This is a genomic window from Peribacillus sp. YIM B13482 (assembly GCF_042787975.1).
In the GTDB taxonomy this organism is placed as follows: Bacteria; Bacillota; Bacilli; order Bacillales; family DSM-1321; genus Peribacillus; species Peribacillus simplex_A.
The window spans coordinates 183,245-205,626 of the sequence record NZ_JBHZPF010000002.1; the positions used below are offsets into that span (position 1 = coordinate 183,245).

19 protein-coding genes, 1 riboswitch and 1 other annotated feature are annotated in these 22,382 nt (G+C 42.7%); of the genes, 5 read left to right on the forward strand and 14 right to left on the reverse strand.

Features of this window, described 5'->3' with window-relative positions; all coding sequences use genetic code 11:
- Positions 1 to 4 precede the first annotated feature (4 nt).
- The 5 genes from ACFX4L_RS02430 to ACFX4L_RS02450 are packed head-to-tail and all read right to left on the reverse strand — an operon-like array spanning position 5 to position 3,597.
- A complete protein-coding gene (locus ACFX4L_RS02430) occupies positions 5 to 775 on the reverse strand; it encodes a TatD family hydrolase (RefSeq protein ID WP_284470018.1) in 771 nt (256 codons plus the stop codon).
- An 18-nt stretch (positions 776 to 793) separates the two neighbouring features.
- On the reverse strand, positions 794 to 1,534 hold the full coding sequence (locus ACFX4L_RS02435; RefSeq protein WP_377403784.1) for an ABC transporter ATP-binding protein: 741 nt from the start codon (positions 1,532 to 1,534) through the stop codon (positions 794 to 796).
- Positions 1,518 to 2,300 (reverse strand): ABC transporter permease, encoded by a 783-nt coding sequence (locus ACFX4L_RS02440; RefSeq protein ID WP_061464390.1) that lies wholly within the window; start codon positions 2,298 to 2,300, stop codon positions 1,518 to 1,520. Before ACFX4L_RS02440 ends, ACFX4L_RS02435 begins: the two co-directional genes overlap by 17 nt.
- The gene (locus tag ACFX4L_RS02445) at positions 2,297 to 2,581 is read right to left on the reverse strand and encodes a thiamine-binding protein (RefSeq protein ID WP_125160171.1); all 285 of its coding nucleotides are present in this window, start codon (positions 2,579 to 2,581) and stop codon (positions 2,297 to 2,299) included. Before ACFX4L_RS02445 ends, ACFX4L_RS02440 begins: the two co-directional genes overlap by 4 nt.
- Before the next feature lie 11 nt (positions 2,582 to 2,592).
- Positions 2,593 to 3,597 (reverse strand): ABC transporter substrate-binding protein, encoded by a 1,005-nt coding sequence (locus tag ACFX4L_RS02450; protein ID WP_089363630.1) that lies wholly within the window; start codon positions 3,595 to 3,597, stop codon positions 2,593 to 2,595.
- Between the two features lie 134 nt (positions 3,598 to 3,731).
- Positions 3,732 to 3,841: riboswitch (TPP riboswitch) on the reverse strand.
- Between the two features lie 268 nt (positions 3,842 to 4,109).
- Here ACFX4L_RS02450 and ACFX4L_RS02455 point away from each other — a divergent pair.
- On the forward strand, positions 4,110 to 4,937 hold the full coding sequence (locus ACFX4L_RS02455) for a protein-glutamine gamma-glutamyltransferase (protein ID WP_377403787.1): 828 nt from the start codon (positions 4,110 to 4,112) through the stop codon (positions 4,935 to 4,937).
- A 90-nt stretch (positions 4,938 to 5,027) separates the two neighbouring features.
- Here ACFX4L_RS02455 and rarD read toward each other — a convergent pair whose 3' ends face one another.
- The 7 genes from rarD to ezrA form a co-directional block, all read right to left on the reverse strand.
- Entirely contained in the window at positions 5,028 to 5,957 is a 930-nt protein-coding gene (gene rarD / locus ACFX4L_RS02460; protein WP_061464394.1) for an EamA family transporter RarD, read from the reverse strand.
- A gap of 74 nt (positions 5,958 to 6,031) precedes the next feature.
- Positions 6,032 to 7,633: an amidohydrolase gene (locus ACFX4L_RS02465; protein ID WP_377403790.1), complete on the reverse strand. Its 1,602-nt coding sequence runs from the start codon at positions 7,631 to 7,633 to the stop codon at positions 6,032 to 6,034.
- Positions 7,634 to 7,780: 147 nt separating this feature from the next.
- Complete coding sequence (mbcS, locus tag ACFX4L_RS02470; protein ID WP_377381335.1) at positions 7,781 to 9,364, reverse strand: acyl-CoA synthetase MbcS; 1,584 nt, start codon at positions 9,362 to 9,364, stop codon at positions 7,781 to 7,783.
- Positions 9,365 to 9,498: 134 nt separating this feature from the next.
- A complete protein-coding gene (locus ACFX4L_RS02475; RefSeq protein WP_125160175.1) occupies positions 9,499 to 9,705 on the reverse strand; it encodes an alpha/beta-type small acid-soluble spore protein in 207 nt (68 codons plus the stop codon).
- 82 nt (positions 9,706 to 9,787) lie between these two features.
- Complete coding sequence (gene thiI / locus ACFX4L_RS02480) at positions 9,788 to 10,999, reverse strand: tRNA uracil 4-sulfurtransferase ThiI (protein WP_061464397.1); 1,212 nt, start codon at positions 10,997 to 10,999, stop codon at positions 9,788 to 9,790.
- The gene (locus ACFX4L_RS02485; RefSeq protein ID WP_377403793.1) at positions 10,996 to 12,144 is read right to left on the reverse strand and encodes a cysteine desulfurase family protein; all 1,149 of its coding nucleotides are present in this window, start codon (positions 12,142 to 12,144) and stop codon (positions 10,996 to 10,998) included. The genes thiI and ACFX4L_RS02485 overlap by 4 nt, the downstream gene beginning before the upstream one ends.
- 259 nt (positions 12,145 to 12,403) lie before the next feature.
- Complete coding sequence (gene ezrA, locus ACFX4L_RS02490) at positions 12,404 to 14,098, reverse strand: septation ring formation regulator EzrA (protein ID WP_377403796.1); 1,695 nt, start codon at positions 14,096 to 14,098, stop codon at positions 12,404 to 12,406.
- A 168-nt stretch (positions 14,099 to 14,266) separates the two neighbouring features.
- Between ezrA and hisJ the strand changes: the two genes are divergently transcribed.
- Entirely contained in the window at positions 14,267 to 15,070 is an 804-nt protein-coding gene (gene hisJ / locus ACFX4L_RS02495; protein ID WP_284470014.1) for a histidinol-phosphatase HisJ, read from the forward strand.
- 1 nt (position 15,071) lies between these two features.
- On the opposite strand, the gene refZ is transcribed toward hisJ, so the two are convergent.
- Positions 15,072 to 15,728 carry a forespore capture DNA-binding protein RefZ gene (gene refZ / locus ACFX4L_RS02500; RefSeq protein ID WP_061464401.1) on the reverse strand — a complete coding sequence of 219 codons (657 nt, stop codon included), beginning with the start codon at positions 15,726 to 15,728 and terminating at the stop codon, positions 15,072 to 15,074.
- 153 nt (positions 15,729 to 15,881) lie between these two features.
- Here refZ and ACFX4L_RS02505 point away from each other — a divergent pair, with 153 nt between their 5' ends.
- Entirely contained in the window at positions 15,882 to 16,361 is a 480-nt protein-coding gene (locus ACFX4L_RS02505) for a GAF domain-containing protein (protein ID WP_089363623.1), read from the forward strand.
- A gap of 567 nt (positions 16,362 to 16,928) precedes the next feature.
- Complete coding sequence (gene rpsD / locus ACFX4L_RS02510; protein ID WP_061464403.1) at positions 16,929 to 17,531, forward strand: 30S ribosomal protein S4; 603 nt, start codon at positions 16,929 to 16,931, stop codon at positions 17,529 to 17,531.
- A gap of 93 nt (positions 17,532 to 17,624) precedes the next feature.
- Here the strand turns inward: rpsD and tyrS are convergent, their stop codons facing one another.
- Entirely contained in the window at positions 17,625 to 18,881 is a 1,257-nt protein-coding gene (tyrS, locus tag ACFX4L_RS02515) for a tyrosine--tRNA ligase (RefSeq protein ID WP_061464404.1), read from the reverse strand.
- A gap of 68 nt (positions 18,882 to 18,949) precedes the next feature.
- Positions 18,950 to 19,166: a binding site (T-box leader), on the reverse strand.
- Positions 19,167 to 19,313: 147 nt separating this feature from the next.
- Here tyrS and ACFX4L_RS02520 point away from each other — a divergent pair.
- The gene (locus ACFX4L_RS02520) at positions 19,314 to 22,319 is read left to right on the forward strand and encodes a transglycosylase domain-containing protein (protein WP_377403799.1); all 3,006 of its coding nucleotides are present in this window, start codon (positions 19,314 to 19,316) and stop codon (positions 22,317 to 22,319) included.
- Positions 22,320 to 22,382 lie beyond the last annotated feature (63 nt).

A 22,382-nucleotide genomic window follows, 5' to 3' on the forward strand; every position in this document is an offset into this window, starting at 1 on the left:
CCTTTTATATATGGTAAAAATCTTTCGTATTTTGATAAAGGATTTCATAGACATCCTCAATTGGCAATCCTTTAATCGAAGCAATTTGACGAACACTTTCATGCATCATGCCCGGGTGCGTCCATTTCCCTTTGAAAACCCCTTCAAACGGCCATGGGCCATCCGTTTCAATCATCATCAGCTTAAGTGGGTATGCAAAAACCAATTCCTGTATTTCCCTCTCATAACAAACATCAGGTGTAATCGAAATGCGGTACCCCTTTTCGGCCATTCTTTCGACTGTCCTGATATCACCTTTAAACCAATGAAAGTGTGCCTTTGTGATTTGATGCTTATCCAAAAGGTCGCAAACGATGGGGGCATCGCCATAGACGGCATGAAGGATAACCGGCTTTTCAACCTCTTTAGCAAAAGCCAGCAACCTTTCCAGTATCTCTACATAACCTGACGTATCCATATTGGGATTTTCCTGCCTTAAGTAATACGGGAGTCCGATCTCACCTACAGCAACCATATTATGACGATGTTCCCGCATCCAATACAATAATTCGTTCACTTCCTCTTTACTCGGGAGGGGCTGCTCGGGATGAAAGCCGAAGGCAGGCTTAATTCGTGAATCTTTGAGTGAAAGCTGGTCATTGTTTATGGAAGAGGTTAAATTCATGGAAACTGTCACCAATGATTCCAAATGCACCTTTTCCATATCAGAGAGAATCTGCTTCTGTTCACTTTCATCATACCTATCCAAATGGATATGGCTGTCGATGATCTTCATTTTCAATTTCCTCCTGACTTAAGAAAGGGTTGGCTTTAGTGCGGCATATAACTCTCTCTTCAAATTTAAAAATTCATCACTTAGAAATTGTTCCTCACTTCTTGGCCTTGGAAATGGAACTTTCACTTCTTTGATGACAGCAGCCGGTTTTGCTGATAACACATAAATTCTATCTGAAAGGAAAACCGCTTCATCTATGCTGTGGGTAACAAAAAGCACAGATCTCCGATTTTGTTCCCAAACAGACAACAGCCATTTTTGCATTTCCAATCTTGTCAGTTCATCCAGAGCAGAAAAGGGTTCGTCCAGGCACATCAAGTCCTGTCGACTTAAGATGCTTCGAATGAAAGCGGCCCTTTGCTTCATGCCCCCAGATAGTTCATGCGGATATGCCTTCACATACTCTTCTAATCCAGCTTTCAACAAAAGGGCTTTTGCCATTTCTTTGTCTCTTATCCCAGCAAGCTCACTTCCAAGCAAAACATTATCCAACACCGTTCTCCAAGGTAAAAGGGATGGCTGCTGCGGCATATAGCTTATATGGCCCTTAAAGCCATTTATCTTTTTACCATCCAACGAAATGATGCCCTGATCCGGCTTCAGAATACCGCCTATCAAGTGGAACAACGTACTTTTACCGCTGCCAGATGGTCCTAGGATTGTGACAAATTCCCCATCATCTACATGGAAATTCATATTCTCTAAAATATTCTGTTTACCATCGAAAGAAAAGGAGACATCTTTAATTTCCAGCATCATCCCTTTCACCCTCCTTTCTCTTCCATGAAACTAAATATTTCTCCAGGAATGTGATGATTCCAAAAAAGAGAAGGCTCATTCCCATAATGATGAAAATGGCAACAAACACCCGATCTGTCCGAAACGCGGAGGAAGCGAGCGTCATATAAACACCAATCCCCGATTTAGCCCCAAGCCATTCCGAAATAACCGCACCCATTATACTATAGGTGGCCGAAATTTTTAGGCCTGAGAAAATGAACGGGATCGAGTGGGGAAGTTCCAGCTTCCAAAATAACTGGTTTTTCCCCGCTCCCATCATCTTGAAATAATGCTTAAGTTCGTAAGGTGTCTGGCGAAAACCGTCCAATGAAGCAACCGCAACCGGAAAAAAACATACGAGTGAAATCACAATTAACTTAGGCAGCATGCCAAAGCCAAACCAGATCACTAAAAGCGGTGCCAAAACTATGATTGGTATATTTTGCGAGAGTATGAGCAGAGGATAAACCGCGTCCTTCACACCTGGAAACAGGTGTAAGATTGCAGCAATCAATAAACCGATACAGCTTCCAATAAGAAAACCCGATAACGCAAGCTCAGTTGTTGATATAAGGTGTCCAAAAAGATTACGGGACGACTCAATTCCTTCAATGAAAATGGCTGATGGAGCGGGAAGCAGCCATTTTTCAACCTTTAATAAGACTGTCATTGATTCCCATACTATCAGCAAACATAATAAAAGAAAGAAGGGAGCCCCCTTCTTCCAAATTCCCCTTTTGATCATGCCCGATATTTCTCCGTTAACGTATCCATCGTAATCCCGCTTGGCTGATATAGTATCTTCACTTGGGAAATGACATTCGGCGAGCCTAATTCAATCATTCTTACATTCATTTTTTCTATCACGGCAAAAAGCTCGGATAGCTCACCCTCCATTGTTGTTTCTAGCGGGTGAACCTCATACTTGACACCTGATTCATCAATGATCTTGATTGCTTCATCGACCATGGGGATGACATTTTCCCCTTTAGGAATGATTTGTATACTAATTAATGAATTGGCCATTGTATTTCCTCCTATTTTGGTAAAAATTCATTGGTAAATGCCTTTTCAGGATTGAAATCACCTTCAAGAAGCTTATTTTCCTTCATCCAATCACTATAATTCTTCCAGATTTCAAGCTTTTGTTCACCCCAACGCGGAGCATCATCCTGATACTTATCTGCAAGCCACTCCTGGCTTTTCTTCACTAGTTTTGGATCTAGATCAGGTGCAGACTTAATTAATATGTCCGCTGCATCATCAGGATTCTTAATTGCAAACTGGTACCCTTTCGAAGCTGCATGAACGAATGCTTTAACAGTCTCAGGATCCTCTTTAATCATCTTTTCATTTGTTGTCAAAACAGGCGTATAGTAATCAAGCTTATCAGAGTATTCGGTTAAGTAAACCATATTAAGCTTTTCATTCCGCAACTCAGCCTCGATACCTGTCCACCCATAATAAATCCAGGCGAAATCTATATCCCTTTTAACCGAAGTGAAAAAATCTGTGTCCCCTGTATTCACTATATCCACTTTATTTACATCGGCATTTTCTTTTTTCATAAGTGAATCAATAATGGCCTTTTCAACTGGAGACCCCCAGCCACCATACGTTTTCCCTTCAAAATCCTTGGGAGTTTTAATGTTTTTTGCCGCAGGTGAAGCGAATCCAGAGGTATTATGCTGGATGACAGCAGCTAGCGAAACAATCGGAACGCCTTGCACGCGGGCCTGCGTAATGCCCTCCTGGTAGCTCACGCCAAATTCAGATTTCCCTGAAGCCACAAGTTTATCAGCTCCAGCTTCGCCTGGCATGATAATTTCCACATCCAGACCTTGTTCTTTGAAATACCCTTTTTCCTTGGCTACATACAATCCTGTATGGTTTGTATTCGGTGTCCAATCAAGCACGACCGATACCTTTTTTAATTCTTTATTGCCTTCTTTTTTAGATGATTCTTCTTTTTCATTAGTTCCGCCTGCCCCACATCCAGCCAAAAGGAACAACGAAGTTAACAGTGGTAAGAATTTATTCAAACTATTATCCTCCTACACATCATATAAGATCCATATGCCGAAACCATAATGAGGCGCCAGGGTCCATTCCAATACCGGTAAAAAAACAAAAAACGCCCGAAGATGAATTCGGACGCTTAACATACAAAACAGAAAGTCAGTAATAATATGTTCCCTCCGCTGGCATCATCCAGATCAGGTTCAAAGAGTCAGCATCTAAAGGACGCAATCTCAGCCAGCAGTACTGGCCCCCCTACATTTCTCGCACATATGAACTTTTCTCTCCCATTATATCAATTCATGGGGAAAAAGGAATACTAATTTGCTTCTTCTCATTAATTGGAAAGGTTTCCCTTGCGTTAAAGGATATCTAGCAAAACATCATGCCATTCCAATCATTCTCGTTTACGTGCCTGACACGTTCAAAGAGTCATTTCCTTGCAGGTATTCATATAATGAGCATAACCTGTGGACATTTTTTGTGTACTGGTTTTATAAGCCCTTAATTTCAAAAGCAAAAGGTGGATATGATCATGATAAAGATTAATCACAAATTATTAGATGTCAGTCACATCCAACCAGGTATAGCATCTGCTAAATCGCTTGAAATTCTCCAATTGCTAGCGGAAGATTCTAACATTTTTGAATATCGGAGCTTTGGATACCTTAATTTCGATATACAACTGAGGCACCGAGTCATCGAGGCAGCTTTTGCGTTGGATAAAAGTGATGCAGAATTTTCCACACTTGAGGAATCGGCATCCAATAAACAATATTGGCGCCTTTCAAAGGATGGCACTTTTACCCTTCAGCCAGGGATTGCCCCTCATGTTGCACTCCTGGACATTTTCTTGAATGGAACGCTTTACGCTTTCGAATGCGGTACAGCGATAGTCGTCACTTTTTTAAAGGCCATTTTGGATTTAATCGGCCCTAGGAATTTCGACTATCTTTTTTCAAGCCTATTTCTATATGACTGGCGCCCTCCGAAGAATATGGCTCTTCATGTTCATCAAGGAACGGATTATTTACCAGGGGATTGCCTTTACTTCAAAAACCCTGATCACGATGAGGAAACACCTGAATGGCAAGGTGAGAATGCAATATTATTAGGAGAAGACCTCTTTTATGGCCACGGGATCGGGATTACCAATGCACAGGGTATCATCGATGAACTAAATAGCAATAGAAAGCCGAATGCCGCCATCTCAGCATTCCTGACAAAGCATATCATTAGCCTGGATAGTTCCTACTATAGACAATTCCAACCAACTATCTCCCGTGCAAAGCCCGTTCACGGTCTTGTCAGCCTATCTGATTTGATTGTTTCTGAAATAGGTCCGAGGATTTATCTTTCATGACTCAAGCAATTCTCCTGCCGTAAAACCGGTTTCTTTAAATATAGGCAAAAAAAATGCTTGGGGATGGAACCACCAAGCATTTTTTCTTATTCACGCACCGATGTTCCCTTTGCCTTTAAACCTGCGTGCACTTGCCTGACCCCATTTCGTAATGGATAGTGTATAAACAGCCAAGGCTGACCATATGAACAAAAAGGCTAAAAGATGCGCTTTTGTAAAACTTTCGTGATAGACGAATACCCCGATCAGTAAGGATAAGGTCGGAGCGATATACTGAAAAATCCCAAGCATCGATAACGGGATCTTCTCCGCCCCCTTTGCAAAATATAAAAGAGGCAAGGCCGTAACAATCCCACCGCCCACCAACAGCAAGCTTGTGCTTCCTGCTGTAAAGAATTGCATTTCTGATTGGTTCATCAAGTATATCAGGTAACCCAGGGCAAGAGGCGTTACCATCATCGTTTCGAGCGTCAGCCCGATCGCCGATTCGGCTTTGATCATTTTTTTTGCCAGGCCGTATAATCCAAAGGTCATGGCCAAAACAAGAGAGACCCACGGGATCGTACCGAAATGAATGCCTAGGATCAAGACCCCGATTCCTGCAAGCAGGAACGACATGATCTGTGCCCCGCTCAATTTTTCTTTTAAAACTATCACTCCCAATAGTACACTGACTAGCGGATTGATATAATATCCAAGGCTCGTGTCAAGGATCCGTCCTGAGTTAACGGCCCAGATGAACACTCCCCAATTAGCTGTAACGAGCAGTGAGGCCGTTAGTAACGCCGCAAAGAGTTTGGGATTTCCCAATATGTTTTTGACATAATCAAGAAACGCTTGTCGTTTTTTCATGAACATCAATAAAACCAGCATGAAGACGAAAGACCATAATACCCTCTGAGCCAAGATTTCTGTAGCTCCGACTCCCTGAAGGAACTTCCAGTAAATTGGCACGACTCCCCACATCATATAAGAAAGGGCTGCATAGATCGCCCCTTCTTTTTGTTCATCCACTTTCATAACCTGCCTTCTTTCCATTAATTCCTTTATCGAATTCTAACTATTTTGCGTATCCATTTCTTTTTTTGCAACTGTTATTTTTTATCATACATGATTCTGTCATCTATGACCGTCATGACCGCCTCAACTTTCAGGAGATCATCCGGCACAACAGCAAAGACATCCAGATTAAACACGGTAAAATCTGCATCGTACCCTTTGATGATCTGACCGCGGCGTTTTTCCTGGCCGATAGCTGCAGCACTCCCTTTTGTATAAAGTGCGAAGGCATCATGAACGGAGAGCCTTTCATCCAAGCCATATACGGTACTGTCCTCACTGTTGATTTTCGTCCTTGTGACAGCAGCATGGATGCCCAAAATTGGATTTAATGGCTCTATAGGCGCATCTGACCCTCCTGCACAAATGATGCCCATATTCAAATAGGTTTTCCAGGCATAGGAGGAATCCAATAGATTGGCTGGAACCTTTTCTTCCACCCACGGAAAATCGGACGTGACGAAACCTGGTTGGATATCAAATATGACCTGCAGTTTTGCCGCCCGCTCCAGCAGCTCCGGCCGGACGATCTGCGCATGGATGAGCCGGTCCCTCTGTCCCTCTTTTGGGGGGATGGCTTCAATTGCATTCAAGACGTATTCAAAAGCGAGATCGCCAATGGCATGGACAGCAATCGGCATTCCGGCATCCCTTGCTTTTTTCACCCATTCCTGAAGCTCATGCTCAGTGAATATCGCGACACCGTTCGTATCCCTTTGATCTGCATAGGGTTCGCTTAACAGGGCTGTGCGTCCGCCTAAGGAGCCGTCGGTAAATATCTTCATGCTGTCGAACTTGATATATCGCGTACCTTCTTGATAGCTGCCGCCTGCTTTCAGCATTTCTTCTAACGCTTCGTGATGGACGAGTAAATTGGCGCGAAAGGCCATTTCCCTGTCCTCGATTACCGATTTAAACGCCTGATATGTCGGAAGGAAGCCATTATAGTAATGGAGGTCTTCAGTATGTCCGCCAGTCAAACCTAGCTTATATGCGTCTTCTATGGCCTCTATGAGTGCGTTTTCGATATACTCTTGGTCAATGCCAGGAAGGCTGTCTAAAATCAGGTTCTGCGCCTGGTTTTCTTTAAATAAACCATTTAACCGACCTTCTGGATAGCGGCAGATCACCCCGCCTGACGGTTCTTTTATATCTTCTTTAATACCCGCTTCCAAAAGGGCGCAGGAATTGACCACCAAGGCATGGCGGCAGATCCTTTTCAATACGATGGGATGTTCTGTCGATATCGCGTCAAGCTCATCCCGTAAAATCAATTCAGGACTGGGCCATTCATTTTCATTCCACCCTTCGGCAACAATCCACTTTCCAGCAGGGGTCTTTGAGCACTTTTCCTTCAAGGCATTCATGATGGACTCCCTGCTATCCATCAAAGAGAGGTCTAGACGAAGCAGTCTTTCACCATGCCCGACCAAATGAAGGTGACTATCCACTAACCCTGGCAGCATCGTTTGTCCTTTTAAGTCGATTTCCCTGGAAATATTGCCGGCATATTTACGTTCTAAATAGTCAATGCTGCCGGTATCAACTATTACCCCCTTTTCAGTGAAGAGTGCCTCCACTTGATCTTTTTCTTTAATCATCGTATAAATCGCCCCATTGAACCATATCGTTCCCATCCCGCTCTACACTCCTTATTAAATGATTCTTTCCCTTCAGATATGCAGTAAGTGTACCATCTCAATTCACGGATTCCCATATTTATGATTATGCAAGCCTCTGTTAATAAAAAAAACGTCAGCCGGGGGCTGACGGAAATGCTTTCGTTAATTATTAAGTAGTGCTTCTTCCCTTTTCCGTAAATCCACCCGTTTGATTTTACCCGATGTCGTTTTGGGAAGCTCATCTAAAAATTCGATTTTCCTTGGATATTTATATGGAGCAGTCAATTCTTTTACGTGCGATTGAAGCGTTTTGATCAAATCTTGGCTGTCCGGATCGATATCATCCATCAAGACAACATACGCCTTGACCACATTTCCCCTTATTTCATCAGGACTTGCTATAACGGCACACTCTTTCACATATGGATGCTTAACGAGTGCATCTTCCACTTCAAACGGTCCAATGGTATATCCCGAACTGATGATGATATCATCAGTTCGACCCTCAAACCAGAAATAACCATCTTCATCCATTTTCGCCTGATCGCCGGTGATATAATAGTCCCCACGGAATTGCTTCGATGTCCGCTCGGGATCTTTAAAATATTCTTTAAAAAGAGCAGGTGTATCGATATGTACGGCAATATCCCCGACTATACCAGGAGAACAGGGTTTACCGGAATCATCAATGATTTCCACATGGTTGCCCGGAGTCGGTTTGCCCATGGAGCCCAATTTAATATCCATGCCTTTTGTTACACCTACCAAAAGGGTATTTTCGGTTTGTCCATATCCATCGCGCACTTCAATATGGAAATGGTTTTTAAAGACCTCGAACACTTTTTGATTTAAAGGCTCTCCCGCTGATACTGCACTATGAAGATGGGATAAATCATAGTCATCAAGGTTATCCACCTTTGCCATCAACCGATACTCGGTTGGTGTGCAGCATAACGCATTCACTTTGTATCCCTGAAGCAGCTGAAGATATTTTTTCGCCTCGAACTTCCCATGATAGGCAAGACCTGTTGCACCCGTTCCCAATACAGCCAGGAAAGGACTCCAGATCCACTTTTGCCACCCTGGGCCTGCCGTTGCCCAAACCACATCCCCTTCGCTGATGCCCAGCCAGTTTGCAGCAGACGTTTTTAAATGGGCATAAGCCCATCCATGTGTATGGACAACCCCTTTTGGATTACCTGTCGTTCCGGAAGTATACGATAAGAACGCCATATCCTCACTCTTCGTGTCGGCCATTGGCAGCTGATCGGATTCATCATCGGCAAGCTCATTCAAATCCAGCCAATTTTCCATTCGTTTTCCGATTGAAAACTTCAGAAGGCTTTCCGCTCCCTCTATTTCATTCAATTCATGAGTATATTCATGAAAACTGACGATTCCTTTAACATCACCGTGGTTGACTCGATACTGCAAGTCCTTCGCACGAAGCATTTCAGAACAAGGGATGACAATCATGCCAATTTTCAATGCGGCTAAATACACTTGATAAGCTTCTACTAAACGAGGGATTATGATAAGGACCGTATCACCTTTACCCAGCCCTTTTTTCTTGAAGGCATTTCCAATTTTATTTGCACTATTTAATAAATTCTCATATGTAAGTTGTTTTTTATCTCCGGTTTCGTTCTCCCAAAGTACAGCAACTTTTTCCGGATCTTTTGCAAAACGTTCCATTTCACTCACTAAGTTGTAATGTTCCGGAGCTAATAAATCTTTACGTTTCATTTTTTTCCCCTCCATTTATGAACTCTTAGTACCTACTCATTATACAAGATACTTCTCTAATATATCCATGTATTTTTACAAATAAATAAAGAGAGCGGGTTTTAGAACCCGCTCTCTGTAGCCATATTATTAAATTATCTGTTGAAACCTCCGCCTAATTGTTGTTCAGCCATTTGAACAAGGCGTTTTGTGATTTCCCCACCAACTGATCCGTTAGCGCGAGATGTTGTATCGGCACCAAGTTGTACACCGAATTCTGAAGCGATTTCATATTTCATTTGTTCTAGAGCTTGTTCCACTCCAGGTACCAATAATTCGTTTGAGCTGTTGTTGTTTGCCATGAGTTTTTCACCTCCTTGTGATTATAGAGTGTGTTAAAACACATGGCTTCATTCGCACAATATCATTGGTAATTACAGGATATTAAAACAAGTCTTCCATCGCTTCTTCCCTATCGAATGTCTGACCCGGTTTAACCGTCAATATTTCTGTTTCGGAGACCGCTTTTTCAATCAATGATTCAAAGTCAACGAAGCTCTCATAATAATTGACTTTTTCACGTTTCGGTTTCGTTTTTGGGCTTGCCGGCGTAAAGACCGTACAACAATCTTCGTAAGGCAGATTGGATATTTCAAAAGTATCAAGCTCTCTTGCGATTTTAATGATTTCCGTTTTATCCATCGTAATCAGCGGACGCAGGATCGGTGTATTCGTCACCTCATTGATGGCAAACATGCTGCTCATCGTCTGGCTTGCAACCTGTCCAAGGCTTTCACCGGTGATCAGTGCCATGGCTTCTTCCTTTTCACGGATTTGATCGGCGACCCGCATCATTAAACGTCGAGTTGTTGTCATTGAGTAGTTTTCCGGGATCTGTTTTTGAATCAATAATTGAATTTCAGTAAATGGAACGATATGCACTTTCATGCTTCCACTTATTTCAGCAAGTTTGCCCGCCAGATCAATGACCTTTTGACGTGAACGCTCACTTGTGAAAGGCGGGCTGTAAAAATGAATCGCTTCTACGTCCAACCCGCGTTTCATCGAAAGGAATCCTGCAACAGGGCTATCAATCCCGCCTGAAAGCATCAGCATTGCCTTTCCGCTTGAACCGAATGGAAGACCGCCTGCCCCCTGGATGATTTCACCCGTCAAATAAACGGCTTCGCGTCTCACTTCTACCAGCAGGTTCAAATCAGGGTTCTTTACATCCACTTTTAAATTTTCTGTATTCCGAAGCAAATGCCCGCCGAGTGCCCTGTTAATTTCATCGGTATTATATGGGAAATCCTTATCTGCGCGTTTTGTCGTGATTTTGAATGTATTTACCTCCTCAAGAGTATGATTAAGGTAATACAACGCTGCCGTTTTCATCACTTCTAAGTCGCGTTCAATTTTTATCGCAGGACTTAAAGACTGGATCCCAAAAATGCCTTTCAATCGGTCAATGACAGGCTTATGGTCCACACCGTTCAGGAGAACGTACATCCGCTCCCTGTTGGCTGTTAGCACTACTCCTTCAATATCCTTTAAACTCCAGCGGATATGCGCCTTCATTTTGTCTACAAAGCCTTTACGGTTTCTTTTTTTCGTGGAGATTTCTCCATAACGGATAATTATATGATCAAATTTCATTTTGCAACCCTCATTATTTTTTCTAAATTAGCGACTATTTTCTGTATCGCCGCCAGAACTTGCTTCGCTTCTTCCATCTCATTGCTATAGGTAGTACTGATTCGGATCACACTTTCGGAACGGGCTTGGTTATGGAACATCGCATCCACCGTTTTGCTTACCGTCCTTTTTTTCGAAGAACAGGCACTAGTCGTCGAAACATATATCCCTTCCGATTCAAGCGCATGCAGCAATACCTCTGATTTGAGTCCCGGTACGGAAAAATTCACAATATGGGGTGCACCTTTTTCAGGACTGTTAATCAACACCCCGTCCAGTTCCTTCAAACCTTTATATAAATAATTTTTGATTTGCTGCAGCTTATCATGACACAGCAATTGATTGCTCATACTAATACGAAAAGCCTTCGAAAGGGCGACGATTCCCGCAACATTTTCGGTGCCGCTCCTGATTTTCGTTTCTTGATTGCCACCGTGGAAAAGCGGATCGACCCGAACGCCTTCACGAACATAAAGGATGCCCGTCCCCTTCAAGCCGTGCACCTTGTGTCCGGAAATTGTACATAAATCCACATTGGCATCACGTATTGATAAAGAAACTTTGCCTGCCCCCTGCACATTATCGACATGAAAGAGCACGTGTGGGTATTGCTTTAACAATTTTCCCATTTCAGCAATCGGCTGGATAGAGCCAACTTCATTATTAACATGCATGACGGATACTAAAATGGTATCTTCCCTCAATGCATGCTTAAGATCGTTTAAATCAATTTGCCCAAATTCGTTAACGGGAAGATATGTGATCTCATAACCCATTTTCGTCAATGCTTGGCATGCGTCTTCTACAGAAGGATGTTCGATTGCCGTCGTGATTATGTGTTTTCCCCGATTTCTCTGAGAGAGGGCGGTTCCTTTAATGGCAAGATTATTCCCTTCCGTCCCCCCGGAAGTGAAATATATTTCCGAGCTCTTCACCTTTAATAAATCAGCGATTTGCTTTCTTGCAGCAGAAAGTAATTTTTCGGATTGCACCCCAAGTCCATGCAGCGAAGAGGGGTTTCCAAAATAGTCCGAAGAAACCTTCATGAATGATTCGATTACTTCAGGATATGGTTTTGTTGTTGCACTATTGTCAAAATAAATCATGGGTTCACCTTCCATGTTTTTGTATCTATGTTGGTCACTCTTCTAAATTCCGTTTCAAGTGTAGCTGTTGCGACTTCTAATATTAACATAATTGGATTTGAAAGAGAATGTAAAACACTGGTCCATGAACGAAAGGAGACATGCTTTCTTTGAATTCCCGCAGAATGATTCACTTCCAACCCTATCGATCCCATTTTTCAATTTTGGCAGAAAACTAATTCAGGATCCGATAAAAGAAAAAACCCGCCATGGCGGGTTTTCAGGAAAGAACTTCTTCTATGTTCGCTCCAATTTTTTGCAAACTACCTGGGTCGACCTTTTCAATGGCCGTGGCTGCCGTTTCCAATGCAGCTTGATATTCATAGCTTCGGAATTTGGCTTCCGCTTCCCTGAGACTATCGGCAACTGTATCGTGACTGCTGCGATAACGGTTTCCGAATTGAATCACCTTTTCGGCCAAATACATATGTTCGATCAATTCATCAGCTTTTTCGTGGACCGCACTCACCTGTTGGACCGCTTTTTCCAAATAAATATAAACAGCTGCCATGTCAAGCGGCTTTTCTTCAAGTTTACCCTGAACGTCATCCATGCTTTCTTTGGCATCCTGAAGCACCGCTTTATACTCTTCAGGAAGACCTGGAATATTGCTTTTTGCAATTAAACGGCCAGTATCGACCATTTTGCGTTTCAATTCGGCCAGTGAATCCCTGGCATCCATTTCATCTTTTCGTAAAGCCTGTAATTTAATGGTGAATTCTTTTTGATTTTCCTGTAATTCTTTCAGCTGTACTTCCAGCCCCTGCATCTCTTCGCTGATAAGCGAGCTTGCCATCACATTATCCTCCATCTTCAAGACGAGCAATTGATGGCGTTTCGAAATCTGTGCAATCTGCTTTTCCATCTTCCGTTGAGCATCTAGCTCATTTTCCGTTAGATGATACGTGTGTTGAACATGTATGGTTTCAACTTTAAGTTTATCGTTTTCATATTCAAGGTCACTTATCGTTTTCCTAAGGACTTCATCATTTTTCAAGACATACTGTTTTGAAAGCACTTCTTTCTCCAAAAGGTCATAAAGCACCTCAATGCTTTCGCGCATATCTTTAATGCCTTTATCCACAGCTTCCGTTTCGGCATTTTCCAATTGTGCTTTATAAAGATTCAGTTCTTCCTCAAGCCTTGATATTTCCTGCTCGAATTGGATATGACTCAACAGATAACCCTGTCCCGACATCTCCTCATAGCCATCCTTCAATTCATGAAGCTGGGAGCGCAGCTCGGATTGACTATCAACCAATAATTTTGGGAGCAACTCCATTTTAACGGCCAAGATCGCCAATTTTTCCTTAATGGAAAGAACGAGCTCCCTCGCATTCAAATAATTCCCGTTCACAGTCTCTTCTTCATACCTCTGAAGGATCTGCAATACTTCATCCAAGGAATTTTCCAGCTTATCAGCCGCTTTCCCGTAATTATGCCTGTGTGCAAGCAAGGATTTCTTCAATTGACGGTAGGATTCTTTAATATCCTCAATTTCCAATCGGTTCTTTTCCTCACTGCCTACGAGTTCATTCAATTCGTATAGGATCTTTTTGATCATTTCCTCGATTTCATTCAGCTTGACTGTAATTTTGCGCTGTACCTCTTTTGACCGGCTGAAACGGTATTTATCGATGGACTCCTCTGCATCGAATAAAAGCTCTTCGACTTCGGGCATATGGTCCGTAATGATAGCGTCCCATTCAATGCGCCAGTTTTCGAACATTTCCTCTGTTTCACCTGTCATGTTCAATTGTTTGACTTTAGAAAGCTCTTCTAGCACGGGGCGGTGCATGATGCTTATTTTCCAGGATTCCAGTCGATCGATCTCTTTAAAATATCTCTTTTTGAAAAAATAACCCCAAATGATGAAAATCAAAATTAATACAATTACCCCAAGTATGTACTCCATGGTAAGCCCCCTGTTCTAGTCCCTACAGTCTTGCTCGTTTATATATCAATTTTAAAAATGTTAAATTTAATGCTTTTATGATACCATGTTAGCAATAATTTTTGATGAGAAAAATGATTTTTTTGTAGAAAATTGCTACAAATACCTGTTTTTTGGGAGGGAAGGACTATGAAAGCTGACGGTCATGTACATACTCCGTTTTGCCCTCACGGCTCTACGGATAAATTCGATGAATATATTACGCGGGGAATCGAGCTAGGATTAAAGGAAATCACATTTACGGAACATGCTCCATTGCCACGAGATTTTCAAGATCCTACGCCTGAAAAAGACAGCGGCATGGACGCTGCCCTGCTCCTGGATTACTTTCAGGAGCTCCGCGTACTGAAAGAACGCTATAAAGACAAAATCCTGATCAAAAGAGGTCTAGAGGTTGACTTCATAGAGGGTCATGAAAAAGAAACAAAAGAATTCCTCGACGAAATCGGAGAATTCCTTGATGACAGTATACTTTCCGTCCACTTCATCAAGCATCAAAGCAATTGGCATTGCATCGATTTCAGTGAAAATGGGTTTGGTGAGATTGCCAATGAACTAGGTTCAGTCGAATCGGTGTATGCCAAATATTACGATACTCTGGAAAAATCGATAAAAGCTGATTTAGGCATTTATAAACCTAAGCGGATCGGGCATATTACGCTTGTCCATAAATTCCAGCATCGATATCCGCCAGCATTAAGTTTTGACGAGCGCGTTTACAAGGTGCTGGATTTGATCAAGGAACAAAAGTATGAACTTGATTATAATGGAGCCGGCCTTGTAAAGCCGCTATGCGGTGAGCCTTATCCTCCAGAAAGGTTTGCAAAGCGTGCTTTCGATCTCGGCATTCCGCTTATTTATGGTTCCGATGCCCATCAGGCTAAAGATTTGGGTCAGGGCCATCAGGCGCTGATTGCAGAGTTTAATGGGTAACTCATGTATACACTTCAGGCCGGCCCGCTAACAGTGGCTGTAGGTCTTCGGCAATGAAAAGGGTATCTTGCAGAAAACGTCCGACTTCATTGGCATAAATATTCGTGTAATAGGCTTCCTGCGGGAACACATGAAGCACATCCATCGCATAATGGGTATGAAGGACAGGAGCCGTTAGCAGGCCCTTCAACTGGAGCATATACATGGGAATGGAGACCTGCTGGAAACTCCTGCTCTTAATCCCTTGTTCCAAAACATATTGAAAATAAGACTTTTCCTTTGTAAAATAAGTCGAATGAATTTCCCGGTTTAAATTGGAATCTAGTGAAGATTCCCCATATATGAACCGTGCAGCCAGGAAGTTTTCCCTCTGGAAATCGAGAATATCCATTACTAGATTCATCAAGCAATGCTGGGGGCCTTTAAGGTCCAGCAGTGTCATGTTCGTATCAAGGACCAGGATATACTCTTCTAAATAGGAAGTGAAACAGAATTCCAGCAATCCCTGCTTATTCTTAAAATAGTAGGCAATATTTGCAGCGTTCACTTTCGCTTTGTTCGCAATATCCCGTATGGATGTGGCATGATAGCCTTTTAAATGAAATAAATGCAGTGCAGCTTCCACAATGGCTTGTTTCGTTGGCGTCTGGCGATTCATTTAGGCAATCCCTCGCTTTCTTTGAGACAAGTCTTATGGACTATTTCTGCACGGAAGAGCCTGAATCCTTTAGTAAGTTCTCGACAATTTCCCAACAATAAAGCAACATATTAGAAAGTGCTGTAATAATATGAGGAAGACAGGTGAACGCTTTTGTTTAATGTCGAAATGTATCAAGGAAAAAAAGAAAAAAACTATGAACTTGTCCAGAAACAACTTTTTGCCTTAATCGAGGATGAAACGAACTGGATAGCCAATTTAAGCAATGCGGCAGCTCTGCTTAATCAGTTTCTTGATGAGATTAACTGGGTCGGCTTTTATTTATACGAAGAAGGCCAATTAATACTGGGACCCTTCCAGGGACTTCCAGCCTGTGTTCGCATCCCAATGGGTAAAGGAGTATGCGGGACATCAGCGGCAACTGAAAAAACCCTGCGCATCGAGGATGTCCATCAATTCCCTGGACATATCGCCTGCGACGCAGCATCGCGATCTGAAATTGTCATACCGCTCATGAAGGATGGCAAATTGTTCGGGGTCCTCGATATCGACAGCCCGGTCACGGACCGATTTGACGAAATCGATCAGCAGGGACTGGAGAAGTTCGCAGAAATCCTTTCCAAGCAATTATAAAGTTAAAGGGAGCGGCAATCCTTGCCTGCTCCCCTCTCCATTACAGGATCCCATGTACTTGCATCCGGTCCTTCCCTTAATTCCTCCCAATATAAAACGCCTGGCCCTTAACCTCTATCACACTATTCGATTGACCTTCTGCCCAATGGGAAACACCGATAACTGCCTATTTTTTAGTTATTTATACGATTCGCAAAAAACGATGCAAAAGAACTAGGTGGGAACGATACCTATAAGGGCTCCCAAGGAATGCCGGGAAACCAACCATGAAGCATACAAAAATAGTGTTATTTAAATGTATTGTATCTTCCCGCTGCGATTCTCTCCCCTTATTTAATCGTAACTATCCTTGACTCATTGAGCAGAATATTATACAATACTCCTTGTGTAAAATATTGCAGCCTATGTGACAGCCTTTATGTTCTCATTTTGTTCCTCAATACAGAGGTGTATCTCGTAACTCTCTGCTGCTAGGGCGAAGGTACATGAAAACAAAATGGTCATGATCGTACATTCACACGGTTTTTATTTTACCAAAATAAAAACATTTAAAGGAGGAGTCATCCTATGGCTCGTTATACTGGCCCAAGCTGGAAACTATCCCGTCGTTTAGGAATTTCCCTAACAGGTACTGGTAAAGAATTAGAAAAACGCCCTTATGCTCCAGGACAACATGGTCCTAACCAACGCAGAAAAATTTCTGAATACGGAATGCAACTGCAAGAGAAACAAAAACTTCGTCACATGTACGGAATCACTGAACGTCAATTCCGTTCAATGTTCGACCGCGCTGGCAAACTTAAAGGTGTACATGGTGAAAACTTCATGGTTCTTCTTGAATCACGTCTTGACAACCTAGTTTACCGTCTTGGTTTAGCTCGTACACGTCGTCAAGCACGTCAACTTGTTAACCACGGTCACATCACTGTAGACGGAAGCCGCGTAGACATTCCATCTTACAAAGTGACTCTTGGACAAACAATCTCAGTTCGTGAAAAATCACGCAACTTCTCAATCATCAAAGAATCAGTTGAAGCAACTAACTTCGTACCTGATTTCCTTACTTTCGATGCTGAGAAATTAGAAGGTACTTTCACTCGTTTACCAGAACGTTCTGAATTGCCTGCTGAAATTAACGAAGCTCTTATCGTTGAGTTCTACTCTCGTTAATAACTTCAAAACCCCCATCCTTGGATGGGGGTTTTTTTGGCACTAAACACTTCAAAATAAGGCCCGGCTGTAATTCAGCCGGGCCTTGAACAATCATTTCACTAATGTATATTTCTTCTTACCGCGTCGAACGAGGATGAACTCCCCTTCAATCTTGGCAGCTTCCGTCACTACATATTGCAGATCAGTCACTTTCTCCCCATTTATGGAGATTGCCCCATTCTGAATATCTTCACGGGCTTGACGCTTTGAAGGCGAAATTTTCGCTTCAACGATTAAATCGACCAAGCCGATATCTTCCTTGCTTTCACGTTCGAAGCTAGGGACATCTTTAAAGCCCAATTTGATTTCCGCTGCACTTAAATTCTTCACCTCACCGCTGAATAGGGCGGCAGAGATTTTGATTGCTTGATCAAGAGCTTCCTGACCATGAATCAAACGGGTCATTTCTTCCCCTAAGGCTTTTTGCGCTTTACGCAAATGCGGTTCGGACTGTACGGACTGCTCTAACTCTTCAATTACTTCACGTGATAGGAATGTGAAGAATTTCAAGTATTTCACGACATCAGCATCCGCTGTATTGATCCAGAATTGGTAAAATTCATACGGAGTCGTCTTTTCCGGGTCAAGCCAAATCGCCCCGCCTTCCGTTTTACCGAATTTCGTTCCGTCCGCTTTCGTCACAAGCGGAATCGTCATGCCGAACGCTTTTGCTTCCTCGTCATGCGATTTACGAATCATTTCAAGACCGGTCGTAATATTGCCCCACTGATCACTTCCGCCAATTTGCAACTTACAGTCATGATTATCGTATAAATGGCTAAAGTCGATCCCTTGTAAAATTGTATACGCGAATTCCGTAAAAGAAATCCCTGTTTCCAAACGGGAAGCAACCGTGTCTTTTGCCAGCATGTAGTTAATGCCGATGTATTTCCCGTAATCACGCAAGAACGTAACCATGTCGATTTTACCTATCCAGTCATAGTTATTGACCATGACAGCACCATTTTCACCGTCGAATTCAAAGATGTGGGATAGCTGTCCTTTAAGGCAGTCGGCATTATAGAGGACTTTTTCCAGCGTTTGCAGCTGGCGTTCCTCTTTTTTACCGCTTGGATCACCGATAAGTCCAGTCGCTCCTCCTACAAGCACAAGGGGACGGTGACCGTGCTGCTGGAAACGGCGCATTGTCAAGAATGGCAGTAAATGTCCGATGTGCATACTATCCGCGGTTGGATCTACACCACAGTATAAAGAAATTTTCTCTTTTTCTAAAAGGTCCTTAAAACCCTCTTCATCCGTTTGTTGATAAATAATCCCTCTCCACTCGAGTTCCTTTAGCAATTCCATTTTACAATTCCTCCTTCAATCCGAAAAAATCCCGCAAAAAGCATACAAAAACGCCCCTTCATATAATATGAAGGGACGAATAAATTCGCGGTACCACCCAACTTGAGGACATAATGCGCCCTCCGCTCGAGACGAATAACGGTCGTCAACCGTTTCCTGCTACTAATCATTTCACAGTAAATGCTCCAGGAAGTAATTCATCTCACCATGTGTACCGATTTCCACTGACCACCGGCTCTCTAAAACAGGGATAGTTTGACTACTGGGTCCTATCATCGCGCTTTTTTAATAAATTTTATTATTAATAAATTTTTATCATACATAAGATTCATTGTCAACATCACCCTTACAGATTCTAGAAAAATATGAAAGTTCGCCTTTCCTTTCCGTGTTATATGCTATAATATATGTGATTTCAGGGGGTATGATACGATGAATAATAATCAAAAAGATAGATTTCAAACAGCATGGAAACAGATAACCCGTTTTTTTAAAAATGAAAAAACACAAAAAAATGCAAGGGTTACATACCAAGTCATTTGGAACCTAACGTTGATCCTCATTATTGTTGGGGTTCTAGGATTCTCATTCGCCGGCGGCGTTGGAGCTGGCTATTTTGCTGCCCTCGTCAAAGATGAGCCGGTACGCTCAAAGGAAGATTTAAAAAAAGACATCTACAATTACGAAGAGACCTCTGAGGTATACTTTGCTGATGACGTATACTTAGGCAAGCTTAAGAGTGACCTTGAGCGTGAAGAAGTGTCCATCGATAAAGTATCGGAGTATCTTAAAAATGCAGTCATCGCTACAGAAGATGAGTATTTTTATGAACATGACGGGGTTGTCCCGAAAGCTATCCTGCGTGCCATTTACCAGGAATTTACGAATGCATCCGTCCAATCGGGAGGAAGCACTTTAACACAGCAGCTCATTAAAAACCAAATCCTGACCAACGAAGTATCATTTGATCGGAAAGCAAAAGAAATCCTGCTTGCACTCCGGGTCGAAAAGTTCTTTGAAAAAGAAGAGATTTTGGAAACATACTTAAATGTCTCCACTCTGGGGCGAAATTCTTCCGGTCGGAACATCGCTGGTGTCGAGTCCGCTGCTGAAGGTATTTTCGGCGTGGAGGCCAAAGATCTGACACTGCCCCAATCTGCCTTTATTGCTGGATTGCCGCAAAGTCCTTTCGGTTATACACCGTATACCCAGCAAGGAAAACTGAAAGAAAATCAAGAACCCGGCATCAACCGGATGAAAACCGTTTTAAAACGGATGTATAGTAATGGATACATAACAAAAGAAGAGTATGATAAAGCAAGCGCATACGACATAACAAAAGACTTTATCGGTAAAAAGGCGTTGCCATCGGAGAAATATCCTTGGCTCACCCATGAAATTGAAAAACGCTCCATCGAAATCCTTTCTGTCAGTCTGGCAAAAGAAGATGGATATGAAGAGAAAGATTTAAAGGATAAAGATTTAAAAAAACAATATGTAGCACTTGCCGATCGCAAGCTGCGTCAAAACGGCTATCAGATCTATACGACGGTCAATAAAAAGATATATGATAAAATGCAGGAAGTTACGAAAAACTATCCGAATTTCGGATACGATAAAGCGGGCGAGCCCGTTGAAGCCGGAGCTATTCTAATCGAAAATAAAACAGGAAAAATCATCAGTTTCGTAGGTGGCCGTGATTTCAAGCGGGAACAGACGAACCATGCAACCGCATCACTTCGATCAAACGGATCAACGATGAAGCCTTTGCTCATATATGGTCCAGGCATCGATCTGGGCAAAATCTCACCTGGAAGCATATCGGCCAACGTGCCCATTTCCATTCCGGCAGGCAGCAAAGCGTGGAGTCCAGGAAACTATGGCGGCGGCAGCTATACGGGAGTATCGACTGCCCGCGAGGCCCTAAAGAATTCCTATAATATTCCGGCAGCGCTCTTTTACAAGAAAATAATCAACCTGAGCCCCGCTTCCTATTTGGAGAAAATGGGATTCTCCACCGTGACGAAAGGGGATTACTCCAATCTTGCCATGTCATTAGGTGCCATGAACAGAGGTGTAACCGTTGAAGAAAACGTCAATGCGTTTGGCACATTTGCCAATTCAGGGGAATTCATCGATGCTTATATGATCGATAAAATCGTTTCGAAAGATGGCAAGGTCATCTATCAGCATAAAGTGAAACCAGTGGATGTTTTCTCACCACAAGCCGCTTACCTGACGCTTGATATGATGCGCGATGTCGTAAACAGCGGGACGGCCGCTTCGGTCAGGAACCGACTTGCTTTCTCAAGCGATTGGGCAGGTAAGACCGGAACTTCCCAAAACTACTGGGACGCATGGTTCGTCGCAACCAACCCGAATGTATCATTCGGTACATGGCTGGGTTATGATACACCGAAATCCTTGCAAGGGACCTACAATGGTCTTGAATATAATAAACGGAATATATATTATTGGGCAGATCTGATCAATGCCGCATATAAAGTCGACCCGAAACTCGTCGATCCCGATAAGCGGTTTGAAATGCCTGGCGGAATTGTCAGCCGTTCCTTCTGTGCCGTTTCAGGACTGCTGCCTTCAAGTGCATGCCAAAAGGCAGGGCTTGTAAAATCAGATTTATTCATCGCCAAATATGCTCCATCCAAGGCGGATGATAGTTTCATAGATGGACAATATGTATCAGTCGGCAGCAAACGCTACGCAGCCCTTCCGCAAACGCCTGGCGAATTCACGAGCGGCGGGTTCATGCTCAATCCAGATTCGTTCGCAGATATCGGATTGCAATATGTGATTGACCCGGGATCCGTTATTCCCGGAGGCGAAAAATCAGGAAATGTCGTCGGGGCGAAAGCGAAATTGAATGATAATGGCAAAGTACCCGATCCCCTATCCATAACGATCAGTAACGATAAAATTACATGGGGCCTGCATCATGAAGGAGATGTCGTCGGCTATCGTGTCTATAAAGACGGCAAAAAAGTGGCGAGCATCAATGCTGGTGAGAGTCTTGTTTACAAAGTCGGCTCAGGCGGTTCCTATTATGTAACGGCCGTAGACATAGTCGGTAAAGAATCAGCCCCTTCTCAGCGTGTTGAAAGCGGCGCTAAAAAGACAGGTTCAAAAGAAGATTCGACTAAAAATAAAGATGATCGCGGAAATGATAAAATAACTCAAGAAGTTAAAAAACCAGACTCAAAAGAAGAGAACGGTAAACCAGATAAAGAAAAAGACACAAATAAAGATAAAGATATAGATAAAGTTATAGATAAAGAGCAAAATCAAGACAAAGATCAAGACAAAGGGAATATAGACAAAGAAGATACAGAGACCGACAAAGATAAAGATACAGTCAATGATAAAGATACAGTCAATGATAAAGATAAAGACACAGATAAAGCTGAAGAAGAGGAAGAATGACACTCTTTTTAAACAGGCTGTCGGGGATTTCCCGACAGCCTGTTTCAATATAATCTCCCACAC

Excerpts from the sequence above, each read along its gene's own strand:
- ACFX4L_RS02430 (WP_284470018.1), bottom strand. The coding sequence starts at position 775 with ATGAAGATCATCGACAGCCATATCCATTTGGATAGGTATGATGAAAGT.
- ACFX4L_RS02435 (WP_377403784.1), bottom strand. The coding sequence starts at position 1,534 with ATGATGCTGGAAATTAAAGATGTCTCCTTTTCTTTCGATGGTAAACAG.
- ACFX4L_RS02440 (WP_061464390.1), bottom strand. The coding sequence starts at position 2,300 with ATGATCAAAAGGGGAATTTGGAAGAAGGGGGCTCCCTTCTTTCTTTTA.
- ACFX4L_RS02445 (WP_125160171.1), bottom strand. The coding sequence starts at position 2,581 with ATGGCCAATTCATTAATTAGTATACAAATCATTCCTAAAGGGGAAAAT.
- ACFX4L_RS02455 (WP_377403787.1), top strand. The coding sequence starts at position 4,110 with ATGATAAAGATTAATCACAAATTATTAGATGTCAGTCACATCCAACCA.
- rarD (WP_061464394.1), bottom strand. The coding sequence starts at position 5,957 with ATGAAAGTGGATGAACAAAAAGAAGGGGCGATCTATGCAGCCCTTTCT.
- ACFX4L_RS02465 (WP_377403790.1), bottom strand. The coding sequence starts at position 7,633 with ATGGGAACGATATGGTTCAATGGGGCGATTTATACGATGATTAAAGAA.
- mbcS (WP_377381335.1), bottom strand. The coding sequence starts at position 9,364 with ATGAAACGTAAAGATTTATTAGCTCCGGAACATTACAACTTAGTGAGT.
- ACFX4L_RS02475 (WP_125160175.1), bottom strand. The coding sequence starts at position 9,705 with ATGGCAAACAACAACAGCTCAAACGAATTATTGGTACCTGGAGTGGAA.
- thiI (WP_061464397.1), bottom strand. The coding sequence starts at position 10,999 with ATGAAATTTGATCATATAATTATCCGTTATGGAGAAATCTCCACGAAA.
- ACFX4L_RS02485 (WP_377403793.1), bottom strand. The coding sequence starts at position 12,144 with ATGATTTATTTTGACAATAGTGCAACAACAAAACCATATCCTGAAGTA.
- ezrA (WP_377403796.1), bottom strand. The coding sequence starts at position 14,098 with ATGGAGTACATACTTGGGGTAATTGTATTAATTTTGATTTTCATCATT.
- hisJ (WP_284470014.1), top strand. The coding sequence starts at position 14,267 with ATGAAAGCTGACGGTCATGTACATACTCCGTTTTGCCCTCACGGCTCT.
- refZ (WP_061464401.1), bottom strand. The coding sequence starts at position 15,728 with ATGAATCGCCAGACGCCAACGAAACAAGCCATTGTGGAAGCTGCACTG.
- rpsD (WP_061464403.1), top strand. The coding sequence starts at position 16,929 with ATGGCTCGTTATACTGGCCCAAGCTGGAAACTATCCCGTCGTTTAGGA.
- tyrS (WP_061464404.1), bottom strand. The coding sequence starts at position 18,881 with ATGGAATTGCTAAAGGAACTCGAGTGGAGAGGGATTATTTATCAACAA.
- ACFX4L_RS02520 (WP_377403799.1), top strand. The coding sequence starts at position 19,314 with ATGAATAATAATCAAAAAGATAGATTTCAAACAGCATGGAAACAGATA.